Origin of the sequence: Pseudoalteromonas sp. R86517 (assembly GCF_042466295.1) — a bacterium.
GTDB lineage: Bacteria > Pseudomonadota > Gammaproteobacteria > Enterobacterales > Alteromonadaceae > Pseudoalteromonas > Pseudoalteromonas atlantica.
In genome coordinates this window covers 1,696,704-1,720,579 of sequence record NZ_JAXHCB010000001.1, presented here as the reverse complement: position 1 = coordinate 1,720,579, position 23,876 = coordinate 1,696,704, and the positions used below count along the sequence as shown (strand labels likewise).

Here is a 23,876-nt window from a genome sequence, read left to right as displayed (position 1 = left end):
AAAAGGGAAAAGCTGTGTGCTTTTCCCTTTTTTTATAGAAAGCGATTAAATTATGAAAAAAAAAATTCTCTTGTTAGGATTTTCAACTGCTCTACTTTCACCTCTAGCTTCTGCAAATAATCAATTTCAAATATTTACTCACTTTGACGCCGAAATTTACACTGAGGCACAGCCAGTACAAGCATTTGTAGATGATTTTGACGAGCCTATTAAGTCTGGCGATAGTGCATTTACTTATAATATTTTTGAAATTGGTGTGGGTTACAACAATTTTAAAGTTGGTTTGCAGAGCCGTTATGACTACGTACTTAATTTTGATCCCGATACTGCACTTTATACTTATTTAGAAAAAAACGATTTACCCTTTGAAGAGCGTTTTTACACGTATCAGCTAAATGCTAAGCAAGTGACCTCTAATGGGGTGTTTGTTTCATACGATTTTAAATTTTTAGATAAAAACGCGCTAACTATTACACCAAAAGTGTCTGTTTTTGCCAGTACACATTTTCAAGATGCCTCTGTAGATGGGCGAGTGTTTAGTGACGATGTAGAAGGCAGCATTACCGCTGATTATAATTTTTCGAAAGATATTTTATTTAAAAAATTTACTCCCTCGCAAAACCCTGAAGGTCTGGGTTATAGCTTAGATATTTTTGCTGATTGGCAAGTAAATGACGATTTAAAAGTAGGGCTAAGTGTAAAAGATCTGCTTTATAAAACTGACTTTGATGATACCGGCGCGGTAAAAGGGCAAACAACAGAAATCCCTTTCAGTGAAGATGAGAGTGGTAATGTTACCTCTACTCCGACTGTTTCTCTTCAAACATCTGCTTTTGGTAATACCCAGTCGCACACACTTGATATGGAAATGCGTATTACCGCCTTTGCCGATTATCAAATCAACCGTCGATATTCAACGGCGCTTACAATCAAGCAGTACGACGAAGATACATTTAGTCAGCTTAAAGGGCGTATTCATTTTTGGGATCATTGGAAGGTACAAGCTGGCTATGAAACAAAAAGTGATGCGTTTTTAGTCGGTATTGAAAACGAGTACTTTGGTCTTAATTTACAAACCGACAGCTTAGATTTAGATAAAGCTTATTATGCGAATGTAAATTGGTACATGAACATTAAGTTTTAAGGAATGAAGATGTTAAAAAAACTTTTACCTTTGTCAGTTGCTTTAGCTCTTAGTGGCTGCGGTGGCTCTTCAAATGACAGTAGTGACGAAGCGGTTGAAATAAGCGTAGCATCTACCTCTACCGTAAACTTTTATGTACCTCAGTGGCAATCAGCCAAAGGTACGCTTAATCAATTAGACAGCCAAGGCAATGTGGTTGAGTCTGTCGCGGTCGAAAACATAAATACCGCCAGCGTGAGTGTATCGCCTCTTAATTTTTATACATTTGAATTTATACCTGACGATAGCGCCTTGCCGTGCCCACGCTTTACAGGCTGTGGCAGAACGCTTCGTGGAGATGTAAACGATATAAACGAAAACCGTTTAATTGATTTTGAAGAGATAACTGGCGTTAATTTAAACTATGCTGCCCGTGCCTATGTTGCGCCAGGCGTTAATGAGGTGTTTTTCTCGCCATTGAGCACCGCAATTACGAATGCAAATGTTGACGCAACCCTTGCAAGTTTATCTGCGAGTCCTTTTTATCAGCTTACACATAGTAGCTTGAGTAATACACTAGAGGCAGAAATCGTTGCTAATGCATTTACGTATAGCGCTATCGTCGCTGGTGTGTCTGTTGAAGGATTTGATTTAGCCACTGCATTTGATGATTTTATCACCCAGCAGGATGATACAAGTGCTTGGCAAACTTACAGCAGTTTAGCTGATCAATACATCGCAGATAACCTTTACAGTGAACAAGGTAATGGTTTAATTCAAAGTGTAGCCGGGCAGGTTAAGCAAACTATTGCGAGCGTGACTAGTTATACCAATTGGCAACAAAAAGTTGAAACTGAGCAAGCATTAGAGTCACGCGAATTACTCGAAAATATAAGAGATGCGCTAGGTGTTATTCGCTTACAGGACAAAACCTACGCTGATGATTTAGACGCGAAGCTTGAACAACTAGAAAGCGCACTTGATGACGATACGCAGCAAACTATTACCGTGCTTGCAGAGGTAATTAATGAGGTACTTATTAATTACTCTCCACTTGCAGAAGTATCTGCGAGCGAAGGGCAGTACACGTTACGTAATCTTGATATTAGCTATTCAACCTCACCCTACGAATGGCTAATTACCGGTACCTATGATGGCCTCCCAGTAAATATAGACATGTCTATCCCCACATTTAGAATAAGCGGTGTACTTGGTGATAAAATAGAAGGGGTAATGAGTGCTTCTGTTATTAATGGCTATACGCGCTTAGATGTTGATGTAAGTGAACTGCTGGTGGAATTTGATGGGGTAAGTGAGCAAAGTGAATTATTACCCGATGCACAAACAGGTATTGCTAATATTACCACTGATGTAGTTATTACTAAGCAATCAGGCGAGCTTACTGGTGAGATATCATTAGATCTAAATCGATTTGTTACTGCGTTTGCACAGGAAGTTACGTCTTTATCTGCCTTTGATTTTGCTGGCCAATATCAAAGTGATATTCAAACTACGCCTTTTCATATTACAGCATTAGAAGCTTCGCCACTGACGGGTGAGGAAAACGATGATTTAATGTTTGGCCTAGAACTGGCTCTGCCATTAGGTGGTGCGAGTGACTTTAGCTTAGCGTATGTAGGTGATGTTATTGATTTATCGCAGCTTACCAGTAGTGATGTATTTATTAGCGTAAAACAAAAAGCCTTAGATTTACGCATTAAAGAAGTAAATAGCAATATTAGTTTAACCGCAAAAGGTGAAAACGGTCGCTGGCTTGATGTAAAACAAGCTGGCAGTAACTACAGCGGTGGCTTGTACTTAGGCGATACAAAAATTGCGGATGTAACCGCAGTCCGTGGTATTCCTGGGGTATTATTTCCTAATGGAGATTTTGAGTCGTTATTTTAATAGCGGTTTAAACCTAAACTTAAGCCCAGCAAGTTGCACATACTTGCTGGGCTTTTTTATTACTCGTGCTTATATACTACCTAACTAAGCAAATTGGCATAAGTTATAGTAGCTCTATTTCTACGGTTTCGTCTTTTCCAATATTGCCACTTTCGGCGGGCACCACAATAAGGCAATTTGCGTGGCTAAGCGATGAGAGTACCCCTGACCCTTGCTTATTTATAGGCGTTACCAGTAGGTTATTGTTTTCGTCGGTGCTGGCAATACCGCGTTGAAAGTCGGTACGGCCGGGGCGCTTTTTAATCAGCGCTGTGGTGGTTGCTTTTAAACGTAACTTAGCAGTATGTTCATTTCCTGAAAGCTTTGTAAGGGCTGGCTTTACAAGTCGCTCAAGCGTAACGGCTGCCGATACGGGGTTACCTGGTAAACCAAAAAAGTAGCTGTTAGGTAATTTACCAAAAGCAAAAGGTTTGCCAGGTTTCATGGCAATTTTCCAAAAGTGTATATCGCCAATTTCATTTAATACTTCTTTAGTAAAATCGGCTTCGCCAACTGATACACCACCAGAGCTTATTACGGCATCGGCTTGCTCGTTTGCTTTTAAAAATGTGTTTTTAATGAGCGTTTTATCATCGGCAATTATCCCAAAATCAATCACTTCTATATTGTTATCATTAAGCTCGCTTAATATAACAGCGCGATTACTTTCATAAATAGCACCTGCGGGAAGCGCATTGCCAGGCTCTATAAGTTCATCCCCTGTAGAAAAAACCGCGACCTTTAGTGTTTCATATACACTTACTTGGTTAATACCAATAGAGGCAAGTAAGCCTACATCGACTGCTTTTAGTTTTCTGCCCGCTTTAAAAACAACACTATTTTTTGCAATGTCTTCACCTGCAAAGCGCACATTATTATTGAGCTCAATATGACCTGTAAACGATATTTTATCATTATCTACGCTGGCGTTTTCTTGCATAACTACCGCATTAGCGTCAGGGGGCAGGGCAGCGCCGGTCATAATTCTAACGCATTGCCCAGGTGTTAAGGTGTTTTTAAAGGTTTGCCCAGCAAATACACTGCCTACTTGCTGATAAGTTGTTAACCCTTCGCTTAGGCAAAGTGCATAGCCATCCATTGCCGAATTATCATGAGCAGGCACATTTATATTGGATTTAATATCGCTTGCTAAAACACGGCCAACACTGTGCATTATTGAAATGGTTTCTGCGGCTTTATCAAAGTTAATAGCGCTTAGCATGTTACTAATTGCGGTTTCTACTGGTAATAAACCAGGTGCATTGCATACATCGTTCATATATATTGTTTTTTATAATGTGTCTGATTTTTAAAACAATACTTATAATGTTAAAGCTTTACAATACATGGTGTGGTTATTTGTTATTGCTGTTAGTGGTATTTAGCAATCCTCTTAACGCAAAAGAAACGCTGCATATAGCCGTTGCGAGCAATTTTAAACCTGTGCTGCAAACGCTGGTGACTAACCCAGCCCTGAAAAATATTAATATTAAAATATCAGCTGCTTCTAGCGGCGTATTACACTCTCAAATTATGCACGGTGCACCGTACGATATATTTTTATCAGCCGACGCTGCACGCCCACACGCACTGATAAAAGACGGCTTTGCACTCAAAAATAGCTTAACCACCTATGCGATAGGTTTATTAGCGCTGTGGCAGCCAAGCAACTCAGTTATTAATCATAAATTAGCCATTGCTAATCCAAGGTTTTCGCCATATGGGCAATCATCAGCGCATTATGCTAAAAACTATATAAAAACACCGTATGAATTTGTGTATGGAAATAATATTACCCATGCGTTTCAATTTGTAGAAACAGGCAATGCCGCTAAAGGCTTGGTCGCGCTATCTACGTTAAAGTCGGCGTATCGCAAAACTAAAAATAAAAAATATTTAAATTACACGCTTATCGAATCTGAAAAATACCCTGAAATAACGCAGCAAGGCGTTATCATAAGCGCTACTAAGCATTTAACGTCAGCTAAAAAGTTTATGGCTTTTTTAAATGACCCCTCAACCGCAAAAACATTATTAGAGCTTGGTTATAAAGCAAAGGAAAGTGATGTTAGCAAGTGATGTAACAGCGCTGTGGCTTACAATTAAACTTGCCTTTATAACGGCTGCTATTTTGTTGATTATATGCATTCCGCTTGCATGGCAGCTAGCCAGTTATAAAGGTAAGTTAAAGCCTATATTAGAAGCACTTATAGCAATGCCATTGGTGCTGCCGCCTACGCTAATGGGCTTTTATTTATTGGTATTGTTTTCACCTACTCATGCATTTGGCCAGTTTTGGTTTTGGCTCACGGGTACGCAGCTCGCGTTTAGTTTTCAAGGGGTGGTTATTGGTTCGTTATTTTACTCTCTCCCTTTTGTGATGCAGCCGTTACTGGCGGGCTTTAAACAAATAAATACTACTTATAATCAAGCTGCTATTGCCTTAGGATTAAGTCCATTTAAACGTTTTATGTATTTAACGTTACCGCTATTAAAGCCAAGCATAGGCAGTGCCTTTGCACTGGGCTTTGCCCATACATTGGGAGAATTTGGTTTAGTGCTAATGATTGGTGGCAATATACAAGGCGAAACCCAAGTGGTGTCTATTGCGTTGTACGACCATGTAGAGTCGCTTAATTATGGGGCTGCGCACCAATTGTCGTTGGTATTGCTAGCAATCTCGTTTGCGTGTTTAGTGTTGTTGTTTAAATTTAATAAAACCGTGATAAACGGAGCTGCTAATCGTGCTTAAAATACAATGCCATCAACGTTTGGACGATTTTGAATTACATGTTGATTTAGCTATAAATCAATTTGATATTTTAGGGGTGTTTGGCCCTTCGGGCTCTGGCAAATCGAGCTTATTACAGGCGATAGCAGGGCTTACGACAGCGCAAAATGTGTGTATAAATAATCATAATATTACCCATTTAAAGCCAGATAAACGCCTACTTACTTTACAGCTGCAGTCGTGCCCGTTATTTCCACATTTAAATGTAATGGGTAATTTACTGTTTACTCACAAGCATTGTAAAAATAAAAGTAATAACCTAACGCCTGATCAGGTAATTGATTTATTAGCACTAAACCCATTACTAAATCGTGATGTGTCGGGGCTTTCGGGCGGGGAGCGCCAGCGCGTAATTTTTGCAAGAACACTACTAAGTGGGCAATCTGTTGTTTTACTTGATGAGCCATTTAGCGCCTTAGATTGGTCAACGCGTTTTACTATGTTGGGGGCTGTTCAACAACTTAATAAATCCCATGGTATTAAATTTATTATTGTTAGCCACTCTTTAAAAGAGCTACTTTATTGCAGCGATACATTACTTCATATAGCGAAAGGCAACGTGCTCCAGTGCGGTGCAACACAAGAAGTGGTGCAAAGTATTTATACAAATAAGAGCCAAACGCCACTTAGTATACTTAGTTATAGTAAGCCTGAATTTAATGATGCTTTTGGTCTTTACCAGCTTACTCTTAGTAATAGCCAACAGCATTTATATGCAGTGCCTTCGCTGGTAAAACAAAACCATAAGTTAATTATAGAAAGCAGCCAAATAACCTACAGCAAAGTAAAACCAATTAACGAGAGCAGTGCAAACGTGCTAATAGGTATGCTTGAAAATGCTCAGCAGCTTGATGAGCAATGGCTACTTACAGTTAACGTAGATACGCAATTACTGTATTGCGCGGTGTCTAAAAGGCAATCGCAGCAAAGTGCTGTAAGCTTAGGCGAGCAGATTTATTTAACAATAAATAACCTAGAAACGCTAAGTTAGGCTCTAAGAAGCAGTCATGTATTTACCATGTACTAAATTAAGCGCTGCAAACAGGGCAGTGCTTATTTTTAACAATGTTAAAACGGTTAAACTCCATACTCAAACCATCTACAAGTAATAGCTGCTCGGTGAGTTTACTAGGCAGTCCTGCAATAATTTTAAGTGCTTCAGTCGCTTGAATACTGCCAATAAGCCCTACAATAGGGGAGAGTACGCCTGACTCTGAACAGCTTTGAGTTTGTTCGCCAAAGAGCTGTGACACACACCCGTAACAATGGCTATTAGGCGCCATTGTAAAGCAAGCTACTTGACCCTCTAACCTTATGGCAGAGCCCGAAACCAAGGGCGTACGGGTGTTATAGCAGGCGCTGTTGAGTAAATTACGTGTTGCTAAGTTATCAGTGCAGTCAATAACTACATCTACTTTGCTAAGTAGTTGTTCAAGCTGCGAGTTTTCATTTAAAAATTCATCAATAGTGTGGATCTCTATTTCATCATTTAACTGAGTTAACTGTTTTTTTGCACTGTGGGTTTTAAAGCACCCAACATCACTTTGTTTATAGAGCACCTGCCTTTGCAAGTTAGTTGCATCAACCACATCGTTATCTACAAGCGTTAACGTACCTACGCCCGATGCCGCTAAGTACTGCGCAACTGGGCAGCCTAATCCACCTAACCCCACAATAAGAGCATGACTTTGCCAAATTTTTTCTTGTCCATCTATATCAAGCTGAGGAAGCATAATATGGCGAGAATAGCGTAATTGCTGCTGATACGTTAAAGGGGGTTTTTGCATTAATGAGTTCTCGTAATTTTTTTTAACAATACCAATTAGTTAAAACCTAGAGCAAGTAAAGCTTAAAAATTCTTTGCACTGTTTACGCCCAACAAAGCTGCTTAAATAGTGCAAAGCGAAATAAATATTAATTCCCAAAAATATAAGTGACTGAAAAACCTACCTATTAATTGTTGGCTTAGTAATTGCTGAAAGCGGTTAACGTTAATTTAACAATCGTCGCAGTGTTATTACTACCAAAGTCGTACTCACTGCTTAAAATAATAATCGTTACAAGGAAAAAAACATGCAACCGAGTTCTGGGTTTAATCTCATATCGTTTAGCGGAAAAATGAAAATACTACATTTAAGCTGGATGGTGTTTTTTATCTCTTTTTTTGTATGGTTTAACCATGCTCCATTATTAGGGGCAATAGCGGGCTCGCTAGGTATAACTATGGCACAGGTAAAAACGCTGCTCATTTTAAATGTGGCCTTAACCATTCCCGCGCGTGTTGTTGTTGGCATGCTGACAGATAAGTTTGGTCCGCGTATTGTTTATGCCGCTTTACTTATTTTATGTAGCATACCGTGTTTTATGTTTGCTATGGCCACCACATTTGAGCAAGCCGCTATCGCGCGTTTTGCACTAGGCTTTATTGGAGCAGGCTTTGTAGTGGGCATTCGTATGGTGAGCGAGTGGTTCCCGGCTAATGAGCTTGGTACGGCAGAAGGTATTTATGGAGGCTGGGGTAATTTTGGCTCGGCTGCCGCTGCCATGTTACTACCTGTATTAGCGCTTATGTTTGGCGGCGACGATGGCTGGCGTTATGCCGTTGGTTTAACGGGCGTACTTAGCGTTATTTTTGGTGTTATTTGGTACATAAACGTAACCGATACACCAAAAGGGGGGACGTACTTTAAGCCTAAAAAAGTAGGCGCAATGGAAGTAACCAGTAAAGGTGACTTTGTATTATTGCTTATTATGAAATTACCTATGTATGGCGCACTGGCTTTACTTACTTGGAAGTTGTCTCCTACAGGCGCTAATTTAATTTCTGCCAATTTTGTTTTAGCCGTTTATGCATTTTTAGTGCTGTTATACGCCTACGAGGTATATAAAACCTTTGATATAAACAGACATATATTTAAACAACCCGTGCCAGAATCACACCGCTACGAATTTAAACAAGTAGCTGTACTTAATATTTTATATTTTACCACCTTTGGCTCAGAGCTGGCCGTTGTATCTATGCTGCCATTATTTTTTATGGAAGTGTTTGGCCTAGATATGGTGTACGCAGGTTTACTGGCCTCTGCCTATGCGTTTATGAATTTGGCCTCGCGCCCAGGTGGTGGTTGGATCTCAGATAGAATGGGCCGTCGTAAAACACTTATTGTTCTTACCTCAGGGTTAGCTGTTGGCTACTTTGTTATGGGCTTAGTTGACGCTAGCTGGCCACTTTGGCTTGCTGTAGCTGCTGCCATGGCGTGTTCGTTCTTTGTGCAAGCAGGTGAGGGAGCGGTTTTTGCTGCTGTGCCACTTATTAAACGTCGCTTAACAGGGCAAATTGCAGGTATGACAGGCGCTTACGGTAACGTTGGCGCGGTGGTGTATTTAACGGCGCTCTCATTAGTGGATTACCAAACGTTCTTTATGATTATTGCTGCCAGTGCATTGTTAGGTTTAGGGGCGTTATTTTTCATGAAAGAGCCAGATGGGCACATGACAGAAGTAAACGAAGATGGCTCTGTTGAACTTATTTCAGTGACTTAAGGCAGCGTTAACCATGTTTGATGAAACCCAACACGCTCAAGTTCGTAATAATACGCTAGATGTTTCTTTTGGTGGGCACAGTGCCGCGGGCATAAAAGATGAAAATCAAGATGCGTTTGCTGCTTTAAATACTGAGCACGAACAACAAGAAACAAAAGGCGCTATTGCGTGCTTAGCAGATGGGTGTTCATCAGCTAAAAATGCCAAACAAGCATCGCAGCTCAGTGTTACTCATTTTATAAATGAGTATTTAAATACACCCGACAGCTGGGCGGTCAAAAAATCGGTTTCTAAGGTTTTAGCTAGCTTAAATCAGTGGTTATATTCGCAATCAGTCAACTATAACCACTTAGGGCAACGCCAAGCAGATTGGATGACCACCTTTACGGCGCTTATATTAAAATCAGCTACGGGGTATATATTTCATTTAGGCGATACTCGCATTATGCGTTTACGCGATAATCAAATGGAAGCGATAACGCGGGATCATAAAGTAAATGATACGCTCACTCGTGCTTTAGGCGCGCAGTCACATCAAGAAATTGATGTTTACGAAGTTGACCTAAAAGCCGGTGATATTTACATACTGACTTGCGATGGTGTGCATGATGTATTGCCCTATACTGAAATTGCCAACGAAATAAACGCCCATAACAACTTAGAGCAGGCAGCAAAGGCCATTACCTCACGGGCTATAGCACAAGGCAGTGATGATAATGTGAGTTGTTTATTAGTGAAGGTAAATAGCATTGCGCAGCAAAATCTAGATGAGCTTTATCAATCGTTAACGCAGCGAAAAATACCACCCGCATTAGAGGTTGGCCAAATAATTGATGGATATACGGTTATTCGTAAAATCAACGAAAGCAGCCGATCGCACATTTATTTGGTACAGCAAGCACCTGATGCACCTCCCGTTGTATTAAAGGCACCCTCGGTTAATTTTGAAGACGATATACACTACCTTCAAGGCTTTATACGCGAAGGGTGGGTAGGGCAACGTATTAATCATCCTAATGTAATGAAGGTTTTAAATACGCAATCGCAAAGCCGATTTTTATATCATATTTGCGAGTACATGGACGGACAAACCCTCAGTGACTATAAGCACGACGTCCCTTATTTAGAAATAGCGCAAGTGCGCAGTATTGTAGAGCAAATAGTGCATGCGCTAAGGGCTTTTCAGCGATTAGATATGGTACATCGTGATTTAAAGCTCGATAACGTGATGATAGATGCTCACGGTAAAGTTACGTTAATTGATTACGGTACTGTAAGTGTTGCGGCTATGGATGAGTCGGTTAAGCAAATAGCCGATGACTGCCCGCAAGGGACTATAGATTATACGGCTCCTGAAACACTTATTTCGCTGCACGCCGATTTTAAAAGCGATATGTTTTCGCTTGGGGTGATTGCTTATGAGTTATTGTGCTCGAAGCTGCCTTATAAAACATTACCGGCAAGTCATACCCCTATTGATTACAGCCACTGGCAATACACAAGTATTCGCAAGTACCGAGCCGATATACCCTTTTGGTTAGATCAGGCTTTAATGAAAGCACTTGCGCCAAAACCAGCGCTCAGATACCACGCATTTTCTGAGTTTTTAACAGATATTAGTAAACCTAATCCACATTTACAGAGCTCAGCCAACAAAATTTCAATAATGAAACGCGATCCAGTATTACTCTGGAAGAGCATTTCGCTGTGTTTATTTATCATTTTATTGTGCGTGCTCATAATTAAAAACTAAGAGACCAACATGTTAAATTATAAAAATAACTTACCTATTATTTTAATGATAGGGTGCATTGCTGCGCCTTCTATTAGTGTTGCAGCGCAAACCGACCTTAATTTTAGGCTGCGTTATGAAAGTGCAGAGCAAGATAACGCACTAAAAGATGCCAGTAGCTTAACGCTGCGCACACGCCTTACTCATAAAACCGATGAAGTGAATGGCTTTTCTGCTTTATTAGAGGTCGAAGATAGCCGAAGCATATTAGGTGTAGACGATTACAATAATACGCTGGGTAAAAATACTAATTACTCAGTAATAGCCGACCCTGAAACCACAGAAGTAGATCAGGCTTTCGTTAAGTACGCAAAAGATGCTTTATCAATTAAAGTAGGTAGGCAAGTAATAGCGCTTGATGGACAGCGCTTTGTAGGCCACGTTGGCTTTAGGCAAGACAGGCAAACTTTTGATGCTGCAACAGTAAATTACTCCTTTAATGATATTAACTTGCACTATAGCTACATAAGTAAGCGCAACCGTATATTTGCCGATAGCAAAGATATTGATGCATCCGATCATCTTATCAATGCAAGCTTTAAAACAAGCCTAGGTAAGGTGGTTTTATACAGCTATTTATTAAGTGACGATGCAATAGATAATGACAGCTTAGATACTTATGGTGTGTCTTTTAATGGTAATAAAACGCTCAGCGATATTAAATTTTACTATAAAGCACAGTACGCCACGCAATCTGCATCAACGAGTATGAGTGATTTTGACGCAGATTACTATGCGTTTGAAGGGGGGATAGATTTAGGCGGTTTAGGCATTGAAACCGTTACATTAAAAGCTGGTATTGAGTCACTGGGTTCTGATAACGGTGATTATGGTTTTGCCACGCCGCTTGCCACAATGCATAAATTTAATGGCTGGGCCGATACGTTTTTAGCAACCCCAGCACAAGGGCTTGATGACACTTATGTAAGTTTAAATGGTAAAGCTTACGGCGGTAAATGGCTGTTGGCGTATCACAGCTTTGATGCCAACGATAGCGCCAATGGCGTTGATGATTTAGGCACAGAGCTAAACGTACAATACGTAAAGCCTATTAATAAAACCTATGCTGTAGGCGCAAAATATGCCGATTATTCAGCAGGCGATAGCGCTGCAGGCAAAGTTGATACCCAAAAACTGTGGGTATGGGTAAGCGCTAAATTTTAAGTATTTAACCTAAACCCTCGTTATTTAATTTAAAGCGTTACAAGTTGGTGCAATAGCGCCAGCTTGTGGTGCTTTCACTTCTTTTTTACTGTATTAAATTAGTTAAGCTGTTGAAATATATTGTTTATATATCTGGCTTGCATATTGCTATAACCAACACATAATAAATTATACATTTAAAGTACCCATCTAAAGTTAAGTGTATTTTAAATCAAACAGGTGATTTTAATGCCAAGCAAGCAGCGTGTTGTAGTTGTCGGAAATGGAATGGTTGGCCATCATTTTGTACAACAGCTAGTATCACAACAAGGTGATACTCAAAATATGGAGATTACCGTACTCAGCGGTGAAGACCGACTCGCTTATGACCGCGTACAGCTTTCGTCTTTTTTTAAAGGTAAAACCGAAGACGATTTAGCACTTACCTGCAGTAAAACCTATCAAGATTGGCAAGTGTGCTTTCATACTCATTCTAAAGTGGTTGATATAAACCGCGATGCAAAAACAGTCACTACTGCAAAAGGCAAAACATTTGAATACGACAAGTTAATATTGGCTACCGGTTCATTTGCATTTGTACCACCCATTCCAGGTAAAGACCGTGAGCATTGCCTAGTTTACAGAACCATTAACGATTTACACGCCATAAAAAAATCTGCACATGCCAGCAAGGTGGGCGTAGTAATTGGCGGCGGTTTATTAGGGCTAGAAGCTGCCAACGCATTAAAGCAGCTTGGCTTGCAAACCCATGTAATAGAATTTGCACCACAACTTATGGGCGTACAAATAGATAGTGCTGGTGGTCGATTGCTTAAAAATAAAATTACCGAGCTGGGCGTTACAGTGCATACATCAGTGGCGACAGAGCAAATTATAGAGGGTGAAAACAGCCGTTATAAAATGTGCTTTAAAGGGGGGCAAACCCTAGAAACCGACATGATTGTATTTTCGGCCGGTATTCGCCCATACGACAACCTAGCTCGTGAGTTTAATTTAGAAATAGGTGAGCGCGGCGGCATCGTAATAAACAACCATTGCCAAACGAGTGATAAAAACATATACGCCATAGGCGAATGCGCCCTTTGGAATAACTTTATTTTTGGCCTTGTAGCACCGGGCTACGCGATGGCAAAAGTAGCGGCAGGGCATGTTTTACAACAGCTCTCTTCAAACAAAGCTTTACACACTACCTCAAACAATTCCTCAAATAGTGCTGATGAATTTAGCGGTGCCGATATGAGCACCAAGCTTAAATTAATGGGTGTTGAAGTAGGCTCAATTGGTGATGCCCATGCACGCAGTGAAGGCGCAATTAGCTATTACTTTGAAGATCAGCCAAACGGTGTTTACAAAAAAGTAGTCACTAATGAGCAAGGCAATAAGCTCATAGGTGCTGTACTGGTTGGCGATACCAGTGATTACGATAATTTATTGCAGTATCACTTAAATGGCATTGAGCTTAGTGTGCCCGCAGAGTCATTAATAATGCCGCTTGCAGGTGACGCGGGCGAGCTAAACGCTGATGATTTGCCACGTGATGCCATTATTTGTGTGTGCCACAAAGTGACAAAACACACTATTGAACAAGCGGTTATACAAGGTTGTAGCGATTTAAATAAAGTGCAGCAAGCCACTAAAGCAAGTACGGGTTGTGGAGGCTGTGAAAAACTAGTGCAAAGCGTTATTAGCAGTGCGCTTAATAATAAAATAGCTACGCTAACCCCAGTAGATGAGCCAGTATCACAGAGCGCTTAACGCAAATAATAAGAGAGCAGTATGGAAACATTAAACACATGTTCAAACACACCTTTGCTTAAACAAACCACCTGCGCTTATTGTGGTGTAGGCTGTGGGGTTGATATTTCATTATTAAATAATACCCCAACAAAACTTGAAGGCACGCGCGAGCACCCCGCTAATTTTGGCCGTTTGTGTGTTAAAGGCACGCACTTGCTTGACACCATTGGCACTGATAATCGCTTAACATCGCCCCTTATTGATAACGAACCCGCCAGCTGGAATACGGCAACTGATTACGTTGCCAACAAATTTAACGCCATTATTAAAGAGTATGGACCGGAGTCGGTTGCGTTTTATGTATCGGGGCAGTTACTTACTGAAGATTACTACGTTGCCAATAAATTAATGAAAGGCTACATAGGCTCAGGCAATATAGATACAAACTCAAGGCTGTGTATGTCATCGGCGGTTGCCGGTTATAAACGTGCGTTTGGTGAGGACGTAGTACCATGTAGCTACGACGATTTAGAGCAAACGGAGCTACTTATTTTAATTGGCTCAAATGCGGCGTGGACTCACCCGGTGCTTTACCAGCGTATGGAGCGCGCAAAAAAACTTAATCCAAACATGAAAGTAGTGGTTATCGACCCGCGAAAAACCGATACAGCCGAACTTGCCGATACCTTTTTAAATATAAAACCAGGCAGCGACGGGGCTCTTTATAACGGCTTACTTAATTATTTAAGTGAACATAACTATTTAGATACGCAATTTATAAATGCGCATACAAACGGCTTTGAAACAGCGCTTGCAGAGGCTAAAAAGTGGAGTGTAAAAGCGGTCAGTGATTTTTGTGATATTGACGCGCAGCTAGTCAGTGACTTTTACGCCTTATTTGCACAAAGCCCAACCGCTATTAGTTTTTATTCAATGGGTATTAACCAATCAAGCTCAGGGGTTGATAAGTGTAATGCCATTATAAATGCGCATTTAGCGTCGGGCAAATTGCTAAAACCTGGATGTGGCCCGTTTTCAATAACGGGGCAGCCTAATGCTATGGGTGGGCGTGAAGTAGGGGGCTTGGCAAATCAATTAGCAGCACATTTAGACATTGAAAACGACGCGCATCAACAGTTAGTGCAGCGTTTTTGGCAATCGCCAACAATAGCTAAAAAAGCAGGGTGTAATGCGATTGATATGTTTGATGAAATCGCCAAAGGGAAAATAAAAGCTATTTGGATAATGGCAACCAACCCGATGGTGAGCTTACCTAATAACGCAGCCATACAACATGCACTTGAGCAATGTGAGCTGGTGGTTGTGTCTGACTGTATTGCTAAAAGTGATACGCTAAAATTTGCTAATGTGGCGTTTCCATCAACCGGATGGGGCGAAAAAAACGGCACAGTAACTAACTCAGAGCGCAGAATATCGAGGCAGCGCCCGCTAGTTGAGCCATTTTCGGGGGCTAAAAACGATTGGCAAATAATGTGTTTAGTTGCCCAAAAAATGGGTTTTGAAGGATTTGACTTTACAGACCCCAGTGGCATTTTTGAAGAATGGGCACAACTGACTGATTTTGAAAATAATGGTGATAGGCTATTAAATTTATCAGCTTTAGTAGGGCTTTCGCAGCAGCAGTACGATAACTTAAAACCGGTTATGTGGCCGGTACTAAAAAATGAGCCATATAAGAACGGGCAGGTTTTTGTTAATAAACAATTTAGCACCGCAGATAAAAAAGCCCGCTTTATTCCTATAACGCCCAAACTTCCTGTGCAGCAAACATCAAGCGATTACCCGTTTGTAATGAACTCAGGGCGAATACGCGATCAGTGGCATACAATGAGCCGCACCGGAAAAAGTACAGCCCTTTCTACTCATATAACGCGCCCATATATTGAAATAAACCCCATAGATGCATGCAAATTAAACATAAAAGCAAACGACTTAATAACCGCCAATGCTAAAACTGGGCAGGTTACGGCTCATGCAAAAATAACGGATGCCGTGCGTAAAGGCGAATGTTTTATGCCTATTCACTGGAACAAGCAATTTGCCTCATCCGCTACGGTAAGTGGCCTCTATCAATCGGTTGTTGACCCTATTTCGGGCCAAGCTGAATGTAAGCATGGTGCTGTTGATTTAGTTAAAGCGCAGTTTGCTCAGTACATGCAAGTTTTTAGCAAAACAGAGCTTAAAATAACCAGTGATTTTTGGCTTAAAGTTAACGCAAGTAATTGTGTTAACTACCAGTTAGCGCTCAATGAGCCGCAAAATGATTTGCTTTATTATTGCCAAACACTGACAGGGTTACAAGGGCAGTGGTCGGCAATGGGCAGTGCAAAAGCAATGCATATTCAATGTATTCAAAACCAGCAGTTAGTGTTTGTTGCGGTTATTTCGCCGGCTCAAAAAGACACATCACTTGAGTGGATAAATCATTTATTTGCAGAGCCTTTAATAACCTTTAGCCAATTACAGTCATTGCTTTATGCCACGCCTGATGAAGAATTTACTCAAGGCGCACAAGTATGTAGTTGCTTTAAAGTACGTGAACAACCCATTATAAACGCCATTAAAAGTGGTGAAAATACAGTAGAACAATTGGGGTCTAAACTAAAATGCGGCACTAACTGTGGGTCGTGTAAAACCCAGTTAAGCCAATTAATAAAGCAGCATACTACGCAAAACGCTAACAGTATTGATGTTGCAGTTGAAATGTAAATAAACAAGGAAGCATATGCTTAATGATCAATTTGGTCGGCAGTTTAACTATTTGCGCCTCTCAATTACCGATGTGTGTAATTTTAGTTGCACCTATTGTTTACCAAACGGGTATCAGTGCGATACCCCGCGTAACTTTTTAAATAAAAACGAAATAAACACCTTAGTAAATGCGTTTGCGCAATTAGGCACAAAAAAAGTGCGTATTACAGGCGGTGAGCCGTGTTTACGCAGTGACGTAACCGATATTATAAAGCAGTGTAAAAACACTCCAGGCATAGAAAAAGTCGCCATAACAACCAATGGTTTTAACTTATTTAATAAAATTGATGAGTTTTACAGCGCTGGCCTAGATGCCCTAAACATTAGTATAGATAGCTTAAACCCGAGTATGTTTAAATTAATTACAGGACACGACAAGCTAACCCATATTTTAAAAGGGATAGACCGGGCAATTGAGCTGGGCATAAAAGATATAAAAATAAATGCAGTGCTGGCTAAGCAATTTAATAAAAACCAATTGAATGATTTTTTAGACTGGGTAAAACATAAAAAAGTAACGGTACGCTTTATTGAATTAATGGAAACAGGTAATGGCGCCACTTTTTTTGAACAAAACCATTTAAGCGGGCAAAGTGTTAAAACACAGCTTTTAGCACAAGGTTGGTTACAGGTAGTAAGAGGTAAATTAAACGGCCCTGCAGAGGAGTTTTGTCATCCCGATTTTGAGGGGCGCATTGGCTTAATTATGCCCTACAGTAAAGACTTTTGTAAAAGCTGTAACCGATTAAGAGTATCGTCATTAGGCAAATTGCATTTGTGCTTGTTTGCCGAGCAAGGAATAGACTTACGCCCGCACTTAAATGCGCAAGATACGCCAGCCACTGTAAATGCAATTCAAGCGGCAATGGGCAATAAAACCATTAGCCATGAGCTTGATAAGCGCTTAACGGGCGCCACAACCCATTTAGCAATGTTGGGCGGCTAAAATGAGCAATAAAGCCGTGTTTACGGGAGTTGTACTCGCTGGTGGGCAATCATCAAGAATGGGCAGCGATAAAGCCAATCTCATTTTAAAAAATAAAACATTACTGCAAAATGCATGTGAGTTATTAACGGCAGCAGGAGCAAGTGATGTACTTATAAGCCGTAATGTACAAAGTGCTACTGCGCAATACATTGCAGATATATACCCAGGTTCTGGCCCGCTTGGCGGGATTTATTCAACCTTAATAGCAACAGAGCAAGATATACTTGTAACCGCTGTTGATATGCCATTGCTTACTTGCACTTTATTATCGCAAATTGTATCTGCAGCAAGCGATAACCCCCACTTTCAAACAAATCAGCCACAAATACATGCGTGGCACTTTGAAAATGAACCGTTACCCCTGTATATTCGTAACACCCAAAGCGTTAAACGTCATTTAAAACAATTACTCATAAACGCAAATAGTCATAAATCAATTAAACAGTTTACCCGTAGTATTGGTGTGCAAACGCTAAAATGTAATAAAGCACATGCACTTGTTAATACCAACACACCGGCGCAATTTAAAGCTGTTAACGAGCAATTTGACCAACACAAACCTAATTTATTGAGAAGAACCCTATGAGCCACACAACTGAGTCACAAATCGCATTAAACATTGCCGTAATGACAGTAAGCGATACACGCGATGAAATTACGGATACTTCAGGCCATTATTTAATTAAAGCCCTTACTGAAGCAGGCCATCACTTAGCTGATAAAGACATAGTTAAAGATGATGTTTACCAAATGCGAGCCGTTGTATCGCAGTGGATTGCCGATGACACCATTCACGCTATTTTAGTAACCGGTGGTACGGGCTTTACCGAGCGTGACTCAACACCAGAGGCATTTGCACCGCTGTTTGATAAAAGCGTAGATGGATTTGGAGAGCTATTTAGACATATTTCGTACGGCGAAATTGGTAACTCAACTATTCAATCGCGTGCGTTGGCGGGCCTTGCCAATAACACCGTTATTTTTTGTATGCCTGGCTCTACGGGCGCATGTAAAACAGCCTGGACAGGTATTATAAAAGATCAGTTAGACTCAATGCACAAGCCATGTAACTTTGCCCCGCATATTACTATTGGTAAAAAATGCGAATCGCGAGAGCAATAATATGCTGAGCCACGTAGATGAAAACGGCCAAGCAAACATGGTTGATGTATCGCTAAAAGAGGTCACTCTGCGCGATGCATCTGCCGAGGCCTACATTAAAATGAGCAAACAGGCTTTTGAGCAAGTGTTGCTTAATCAAAATAAAAAAGGTGACGTGCTAGGCGTAGCCCGAATTGCGGGTATTCAGGGCGCTAAAAAGTGCGCTGATTTAATTCCGCTTTGTCACCCGCTGGCACTGAGTAAAGTAGCCGTTGATTTTGAACTTGATGAAGCAAATAGCCAAATTAAAGTTACTAGCTACTGTAAATTGGCGGGCAAAACGGGCGTTGAAATGGAAGCACTCACCGCTGTATCTGTGGCGACCCTTACACTATTTGATATGTGTAAAGCTGCCGATCCGCTTATGGAAATACACGGTATGCGTGTAACGCAAAAAGCAGGAGGCAAGCATGGCAGCTGGCAGCGAGACTAATTTAAATGAGACTGATGCAGCGGCAGGGCATGTAAACGTACTGTTTTTTGGCCAACTAAAAGAGCGCCTAAAGTGCGATAAGTTAACCGTTGATATAGCGTATACCCTTAGCATAAAAGCGTTTAAACACATGCTGGTTGAGCAAAACCCGCACTGGCAGGCATGGCTTGAAGAGCGTGATGTATTGTGTGCGCTTAATCAAACTATGACATCAAGCGATGAGCTTGTAAAAGCAGGGGATGAACTTGCTTTTTTCCCACCAGTGACAGGTGGCTAATGAGTATAAGTATTAACGTACAAACGCAGGATTTTTCAGTAGGCGAGCAACATGGCGCACTTTGCAGTAATAACAAAAGTGATGGTGCCGTAGTGACGTTTACAGGGCTGGTGCGAGAATTTAGCAGCGGCGATAACGTAATCGCCCTTGAGCTTGAACACTACCCAGGTATGACTGAGCAACTACTGCAATCGATAGCTGAGCAAGCGCAAACACGCTGGCAACTTGCCCGCATAAGTATTATTCATCGAGTAGGCTATTTAGCGCTTGGTGAGCAAATTGTATTTGTTGGCGTAACTAGCCGCCATCGCCAAGCCGCGTTTGAAGGCGCGCAGTTTATTATGGATTACTTAAAAAACCACGCTACGTTTTGGAAAAAAGAGCATTTTAAAGACTCCTCAAACTGGGTTGAGTTTAAACAAAGCGACAAGCAAGCACTGGATAAATGGCAAAGTATCGAACAGGATGCAATTAAGTAAATGCATATAATCTCTACCAACATCTCTAAAATAAAAACGGTTGAGCATAACGGCAAAGCCATTAAAACAGGTATATTTAAAACACCAACCAATGAGCCGGTTGTTATTGAAAAGCTGAATATAATAGGTGATGAACAAGCCGATTTAGTCAATCATGGCGGGGTGGATAAAGCGGTTTATGCGTTTTCGCACAATCATTACGATTATTGGAAGCGCACCCTTAAAAATGATGATTTAGCAGTCGGTGCCTTTGGCGAAAACTTCACAATTTCAGAACTTGATGAGCAAAATATTCATATAGGCGATCGTATTCGTTTAGGTACTGCACTACTTGAAGTAAGCCAGCCCCGTGTGCCGTGCTTTAAATTGGCTATTGCACTTAATAATAAACAAAGCCTAAAACTGTTTACTCAGTATTACCACACGGGTGTTTATTTTAGAGTGCTTGAGCAAGGTGTTGCTAAAACGGGCGATGCCGTGACTTTTGAACATAAAGCTGAGCATAACATTTCGGTTAAAACGTTGTTTCAGGCCTTTTTTGATAAACACTACCCAGATTATGAAAGCGTATTATTAGCAGCACTTGAACTACCCGAGCTTGCACTTGAGTGGCAAACTAAAATCAAAAAGAAATTGGGGAGTTAAAAGAGCGTTATTAAAGCTGTATTCCCCTTAATAAAAGCTCACTTTTAGCTGTATTATTTAGTTTGTTAAGTGAGCGACCGCTGATAAGTATTTGCACACCAATTGGCTTAATGTGTCGTATTGCTGTTTGTTATTTACCGGCTTACTAAAATCGCTACTTACCGCCACTGCGCATGCCCCCGCTGCAAACCAATGGGTTAGGTTGTCTAAATTAATGCCGCCTACGGGCATTAATGGCACATCAGAAAAAGGCCCCGTTAGCGCTTTAAAGTAATTAACCCCCATACTGCCTGCAGGAAAAACCTTAATAATATCGGCGTTATACTCTATTGCATTGGCAACATCGGTAGGGGTGAGTGCGCCCATTAATACAGGTAAACCATGGCGGTGGGCAAGCTCTACCACTGCTTGATTAGTATTTGGTGTAACTATAAATTGCGCACCGGCATCAATCGCTTGTTGCGCAAGGGCGGTGTTAATTATTGTGCCAGCGCCAATGAGTGTATTTTTATAAGCAGCGCGTGCTTTTGCTATTTCTTGCTCAAAGCCAGGTGTATTTGAGGTGATTTCTAGCGCGTTAATGCCTGCATTAACTAAGCAATTAATTAAAGGGGCTACATCGCTTTGTTGCTTTAAGCGAAGTATAGCAACTAACTTATGTTGCTTTATTTGGTTGCTTATTTTTATTCTGTTGGCATTTAAAATTTGGCTCATAATGTCACTTTACTTTATTTAATCCAGAGTCAGACGTGTAACAGCAATCGGCAATAATACTTAATTATTTTGGGGCTAAACGCGTTACAAAGCTCTCACTTTGATCATTTTGAATAACTAAATAGCGAGTTTTTGTCTAGTTATCAACACGCTTTTGCACCCTCAAAATAGCACACTTAATTAAATGGATTGGTATAAACGTTTTTTTCTCATAAAAAAACCGCTGAAATATCAGCGGTTTTTTATAAGTAATAAATTACATTACACGCATGCCTGGCTCAGAACCATCGTCTGGGTTAAGAATGTAAATTTCTTTACCGCCAGGGCCTGCAGCTAATACCATACCCTCTGACATACCAAAGCGCATTTTACGAGGCTTAAGGTTTGCAACCATTACAGTCAGTTTGCCTTCAATGTCTTCTGGTGCGTAAGCCGATTTAATACCAGCAAACACTTGGCGTGTTTCGCCGCCTAAATCCAGCGTAAGTTTAAGTAGCTTATCGGCGCCTTCAACATGCTCTGCTTTAGCAATTTTAGCAACGCGTAAGTCTACTTTTGCAAAGTCATCAAATTCAATTTCATCCGCAATTGGCTCTTTTGCCAGTGGGCTATTAGGGTCAATTGTTACTTTTGATTCTAGGCTTTCTTTTGATTCTTCAACCATTTTGTTCACTTTATCCATTTCTACACGTTGCATGAGCGGCTTAAATTTATTGATAGGGTGTGCAACAAGTGCATTTTGAACGCCATCCCATGCTAAGTCGTCATTTAAAAAGGCTTCTACGTTTGCAGCCATACCTGGTAATACAGGTTTTAAATAGGTAATTAAAACACGGAACAAGTTAAGGCCAAGCGAGCACACTTCGTGCGCTTCTTGCTGTTTTGCTTCATCTTTAATGAGTACCCATGGCGCTGCGGCATCAATAAATTGGTTTGCTTTGTCGGCTAGGGCCATAATTTCACGAATCGCGCGGCTGTATTCACGGTTTTCATAGTGGGCAGTAATGCTCGGTGCAGCAGCTTGAAATTCTTCAAGTAATTCAGGCTGCATAATTGTGCTACTTAATTTACCGTCAAACTTTTTAGTAATAAAGCCTGCACAGCGGCTTGCTATGTTTACTACTTTACCTACTAGGTCTGAATTTACACGTTGTGCAAAGTCTTCTAGGTTTAAATCAAGGTCAATAATACCGCTGTTTAATTTAGCTGCGTAGTAATAACGTAAGTACTCTGGGTCTAGGTTATCAAGGTAAGTACGTGCTTTTATAAACGTACCCTTTGATTTAGACATTTTTTCGCCATTGACGGTTACAAAGCCATGTGCAAACACGTTAGTTGGCTTTCTAAAATTAGCGCCCTCTAGCATGGCTGGCCAAAATAAGCTGTGGAAGTAAATAATGTCTTTACCAATAAAGTGATAAAGCTCAGCATCAGACCCTTCAGCCCAAAATGCATCAAAGTCGAGGCCTTTTTCGTTACATAGGTTTTTAAAGCTTGCCATGTAGCCAATTGGCGCATCTAGCCATACGTAAAAGTATTTGCCCGGTGCATTTGGAATTTCAAAACCAAAGTAAGGCGCATCGCGGCTAATATCCCACTGTTGCAGGCCATCGGTAAACCACTCATCTAACTTATTCGCCATTTCTTGCTGAATAGAGCCCGAGTGTAGCCACTCTTTAAGCATGCCTTCAAATGCTGGCAGGTCAAAAAAGTAATGCTCTGAATCTTTTAAAATTGGCTCTGCACCTGACATTACTGAGCGCGGGTTTATTAATTCGGTTGGGCTGTAAGTTGCGCCACACGAGTCACAGCTATCGCCATTTTGGTTTTCAGACTTACACGTTGGGCAAGTGCCTGTTACAAAGCGATCTGGTAAAAATATGCCTTTTTCAGGGTCGAATAACTGTGAAATAGTGTGCTTTTTAATATGACCCGCATCATTAAGGCGGTTATAAATAAGCTCACTCAGCTCTTTATTTTCTGAGCTGTGGGTACTGTGGTATTTATCAAACTTGATGTTAAAGTCGGCAAAGTCGCGCTGGCGTTCAATGCTTACATTTTTAACCATTTCTTCAGGCGTGATCCCTTGCTTTTGCGCATTAAGCATAATTGGCGTGCCGTGAGCATCGTCGGCGCAAACATAATAAGCTTCGTGGCCTTGTAGCTTTTGAAAACGTGACCAAATATCAGTTTGAATATATTCCAATAAATGGCCTAAGTGAGTAGGGCCATTTGCATAAGGTAATGCGCTGGTAATGAGGATCTTTCGCTGCGTCATAATCATTCCGAATTGAGGATAAACCACCATTT

The 23,876-nt window shown here is 40.8% G+C and carries 21 protein-coding genes; 17 read left to right on the top strand and 4 right to left on the bottom strand.

What is annotated here, in order from left to right:
* The first annotated feature begins 52 nt into the window (after positions 1-52).
* Entirely contained in the window at positions 53-1,144 is a 1,092-nt protein-coding gene (locus SJY38_RS07705; RefSeq protein ID WP_377109533.1) for a hypothetical protein, read from the top strand.
* Positions 1,145-1,153: 9 nt separating this feature from the next.
* Positions 1,154-3,031, top strand: a complete 1,878-nt coding sequence (locus SJY38_RS07700) for a hypothetical protein (protein ID WP_377109531.1) — start codon at positions 1,154-1,156, stop codon at positions 3,029-3,031.
* Between the two features lie 103 nt (positions 3,032-3,134).
* Here the strand turns inward: SJY38_RS07700 and glp are convergent, their stop codons facing one another.
* Positions 3,135-4,349: a gephyrin-like molybdotransferase Glp gene (glp, locus tag SJY38_RS07695; protein WP_377109530.1), complete on the bottom strand. Its 1,215-nt coding sequence runs from the start codon at positions 4,347-4,349 to the stop codon at positions 3,135-3,137.
* Between the two features lie 47 nt (positions 4,350-4,396).
* Between glp and modA the strand changes: the two genes are divergently transcribed.
* From modA to SJY38_RS07680, 3 genes are read left to right on the top strand one after another with little or no spacing between them, the layout of a single operon-like run.
* A complete protein-coding gene (modA, locus tag SJY38_RS07690) occupies positions 4,397-5,149 on the top strand; it encodes a molybdate ABC transporter substrate-binding protein (RefSeq protein ID WP_377109528.1) in 753 nt (250 codons plus the stop codon).
* On the top strand, positions 5,136-5,822 hold the full coding sequence (gene modB, locus SJY38_RS07685) for a molybdate ABC transporter permease subunit (RefSeq protein ID WP_377109527.1): 687 nt from the start codon (positions 5,136-5,138) through the stop codon (positions 5,820-5,822). Before modA ends, modB begins: the two co-directional genes overlap by 14 nt.
* Positions 5,815-6,852, top strand: coding sequence for an ATP-binding cassette domain-containing protein (locus SJY38_RS07680; RefSeq protein WP_377109526.1), 1,038 nt, complete (start codon positions 5,815-5,817; stop codon positions 6,850-6,852). Before modB ends, SJY38_RS07680 begins: the two co-directional genes overlap by 8 nt.
* Positions 6,853-6,889: 37 nt before the next feature.
* On the opposite strand, the gene SJY38_RS07675 is transcribed toward SJY38_RS07680, so the two are convergent.
* Positions 6,890-7,648 carry a molybdopterin-synthase adenylyltransferase MoeB gene (locus tag SJY38_RS07675; protein ID WP_273607073.1) on the bottom strand — a complete coding sequence of 253 codons (759 nt, stop codon included), beginning with the start codon at positions 7,646-7,648 and terminating at the stop codon, positions 6,890-6,892.
* Between the two features lie 286 nt (positions 7,649-7,934).
* On the opposite strand from SJY38_RS07675, the gene SJY38_RS07670 reads away from it, so the two are divergent.
* From SJY38_RS07670 to SJY38_RS07615, 12 genes are all read left to right on the top strand, one after another.
* Complete coding sequence (locus tag SJY38_RS07670; RefSeq protein ID WP_377109525.1) at positions 7,935-9,404, top strand: NarK family nitrate/nitrite MFS transporter; 1,470 nt, start codon at positions 7,935-7,937, stop codon at positions 9,402-9,404.
* 13 nt (positions 9,405-9,417) lie between these two features.
* Complete coding sequence (locus tag SJY38_RS07665) at positions 9,418-11,157, top strand: bifunctional protein-serine/threonine kinase/phosphatase (protein ID WP_273611389.1); 1,740 nt, start codon at positions 9,418-9,420, stop codon at positions 11,155-11,157.
* Positions 11,158-11,166: 9 nt separating this feature from the next.
* Complete coding sequence (locus SJY38_RS07660; RefSeq protein WP_377109524.1) at positions 11,167-12,360, top strand: alginate export family protein; 1,194 nt, start codon at positions 11,167-11,169, stop codon at positions 12,358-12,360.
* Positions 12,361-12,588: 228 nt separating this feature from the next.
* A complete protein-coding gene (locus tag SJY38_RS07655) occupies positions 12,589-14,115 on the top strand; it encodes an FAD-dependent oxidoreductase (RefSeq protein ID WP_273611387.1) in 1,527 nt (508 codons plus the stop codon).
* 21 nt (positions 14,116-14,136) lie between these two features.
* Complete coding sequence (locus SJY38_RS07650; RefSeq protein WP_273611386.1) at positions 14,137-16,827, top strand: nitrate reductase; 2,691 nt, start codon at positions 14,137-14,139, stop codon at positions 16,825-16,827.
* Between the two features lie 16 nt (positions 16,828-16,843).
* Positions 16,844-17,815, top strand: a complete 972-nt coding sequence (gene moaA / locus SJY38_RS07645; RefSeq protein ID WP_273611385.1) for a GTP 3',8-cyclase MoaA — start codon at positions 16,844-16,846, stop codon at positions 17,813-17,815.
* Position 17,816: 1 nt separating this feature from the next.
* Positions 17,817-18,443, top strand: a complete 627-nt coding sequence (locus tag SJY38_RS07640; RefSeq protein ID WP_273611384.1) for a molybdenum cofactor guanylyltransferase — start codon at positions 17,817-17,819, stop codon at positions 18,441-18,443.
* On the top strand, positions 18,440-18,979 hold the full coding sequence (gene moaB / locus SJY38_RS07635) for a molybdenum cofactor biosynthesis protein B (RefSeq protein WP_273611383.1): 540 nt from the start codon (positions 18,440-18,442) through the stop codon (positions 18,977-18,979). Before SJY38_RS07640 ends, moaB begins: the two co-directional genes overlap by 4 nt.
* Before the next feature lies 1 nt (position 18,980).
* Positions 18,981-19,451, top strand: coding sequence for a cyclic pyranopterin monophosphate synthase MoaC (moaC, locus tag SJY38_RS07630; protein WP_004587754.1), 471 nt, complete (start codon positions 18,981-18,983; stop codon positions 19,449-19,451).
* Complete coding sequence (locus SJY38_RS07625) at positions 19,429-19,728, top strand: MoaD/ThiS family protein (RefSeq protein ID WP_273611382.1); 300 nt, start codon at positions 19,429-19,431, stop codon at positions 19,726-19,728. Before moaC ends, SJY38_RS07625 begins: the two co-directional genes overlap by 23 nt.
* Positions 19,728-20,207 (top strand): molybdopterin synthase catalytic subunit MoaE, encoded by a 480-nt coding sequence (gene moaE, locus SJY38_RS07620; protein WP_024032657.1) that lies wholly within the window; start codon positions 19,728-19,730, stop codon positions 20,205-20,207. The genes SJY38_RS07625 and moaE overlap by 1 nt, the downstream gene beginning before the upstream one ends.
* Positions 20,208-20,852, top strand: a complete 645-nt coding sequence (locus tag SJY38_RS07615; RefSeq protein ID WP_273611381.1) for an MOSC domain-containing protein — start codon at positions 20,208-20,210, stop codon at positions 20,850-20,852.
* A 57-nt stretch (positions 20,853-20,909) separates the two neighbouring features.
* Here the strand turns inward: SJY38_RS07615 and SJY38_RS07610 are convergent, their stop codons facing one another.
* Together SJY38_RS07610 and metG are read right to left on the bottom strand one after the other, a co-directional pair.
* Positions 20,910-21,566 carry a bifunctional 4-hydroxy-2-oxoglutarate aldolase/2-dehydro-3-deoxy-phosphogluconate aldolase gene (locus SJY38_RS07610; RefSeq protein WP_264389637.1) on the bottom strand — a complete coding sequence of 219 codons (657 nt, stop codon included), beginning with the start codon at positions 21,564-21,566 and terminating at the stop codon, positions 20,910-20,912.
* Between the two features lie 256 nt (positions 21,567-21,822).
* On the bottom strand, positions 21,823-23,844 hold the full coding sequence (metG, locus tag SJY38_RS07605) for a methionine--tRNA ligase (RefSeq protein WP_248442555.1): 2,022 nt from the start codon (positions 23,842-23,844) through the stop codon (positions 21,823-21,825).
* Positions 23,845-23,876 lie beyond the last annotated feature (32 nt).

What these genes read in the sequence shown, in the direction of transcription:
- SJY38_RS07670 (WP_377109525.1), top strand. Translation starts at nt 7,935, where the DNA reads ATGCAACCGAGTTCTGGGTTTAATCTCATATCGTTTAGCGGAAAAATG.
- SJY38_RS07625 (WP_273611382.1), top strand. Translation starts at nt 19,429, where the DNA reads ATGGCAGCTGGCAGCGAGACTAATTTAAATGAGACTGATGCAGCGGCA.
- SJY38_RS07665 (WP_273611389.1), top strand. Translation starts at nt 9,418, where the DNA reads ATGTTTGATGAAACCCAACACGCTCAAGTTCGTAATAATACGCTAGAT.
- modB (WP_377109527.1), top strand. Translation starts at nt 5,136, where the DNA reads ATGTTAGCAAGTGATGTAACAGCGCTGTGGCTTACAATTAAACTTGCC.
- metG (WP_248442555.1), bottom strand. Translation starts at nt 23,844, where the DNA reads ATGACGCAGCGAAAGATCCTCATTACCAGCGCATTACCTTATGCAAAT.
- SJY38_RS07650 (WP_273611386.1), top strand. Translation starts at nt 14,137, where the DNA reads ATGGAAACATTAAACACATGTTCAAACACACCTTTGCTTAAACAAACC.
- SJY38_RS07655 (WP_273611387.1), top strand. Translation starts at nt 12,589, where the DNA reads ATGCCAAGCAAGCAGCGTGTTGTAGTTGTCGGAAATGGAATGGTTGGC.
- moaE (WP_024032657.1), top strand. Translation starts at nt 19,728, where the DNA reads ATGAGTATAAGTATTAACGTACAAACGCAGGATTTTTCAGTAGGCGAG.
- glp (WP_377109530.1), bottom strand. Translation starts at nt 4,349, where the DNA reads ATGAACGATGTATGCAATGCACCTGGTTTATTACCAGTAGAAACCGCA.
- SJY38_RS07610 (WP_264389637.1), bottom strand. Translation starts at nt 21,566, where the DNA reads ATGAGCCAAATTTTAAATGCCAACAGAATAAAAATAAGCAACCAAATA.
- moaC (WP_004587754.1), top strand. Translation starts at nt 18,981, where the DNA reads ATGCTGAGCCACGTAGATGAAAACGGCCAAGCAAACATGGTTGATGTA.
- SJY38_RS07640 (WP_273611384.1), top strand. Translation starts at nt 17,817, where the DNA reads ATGAGCAATAAAGCCGTGTTTACGGGAGTTGTACTCGCTGGTGGGCAA.
- moaA (WP_273611385.1), top strand. Translation starts at nt 16,844, where the DNA reads ATGCTTAATGATCAATTTGGTCGGCAGTTTAACTATTTGCGCCTCTCA.
- SJY38_RS07700 (WP_377109531.1), top strand. Translation starts at nt 1,154, where the DNA reads ATGTTAAAAAAACTTTTACCTTTGTCAGTTGCTTTAGCTCTTAGTGGC.
- SJY38_RS07705 (WP_377109533.1), top strand. Translation starts at nt 53, where the DNA reads ATGAAAAAAAAAATTCTCTTGTTAGGATTTTCAACTGCTCTACTTTCA.
- SJY38_RS07675 (WP_273607073.1), bottom strand. Translation starts at nt 7,648, where the DNA reads ATGCAAAAACCCCCTTTAACGTATCAGCAGCAATTACGCTATTCTCGC.
- SJY38_RS07615 (WP_273611381.1), top strand. Translation starts at nt 20,208, where the DNA reads ATGCATATAATCTCTACCAACATCTCTAAAATAAAAACGGTTGAGCAT.
- SJY38_RS07660 (WP_377109524.1), top strand. Translation starts at nt 11,167, where the DNA reads ATGTTAAATTATAAAAATAACTTACCTATTATTTTAATGATAGGGTGC.
- modA (WP_377109528.1), top strand. Translation starts at nt 4,397, where the DNA reads ATGTTAAAGCTTTACAATACATGGTGTGGTTATTTGTTATTGCTGTTA.
- moaB (WP_273611383.1), top strand. Translation starts at nt 18,440, where the DNA reads ATGAGCCACACAACTGAGTCACAAATCGCATTAAACATTGCCGTAATG.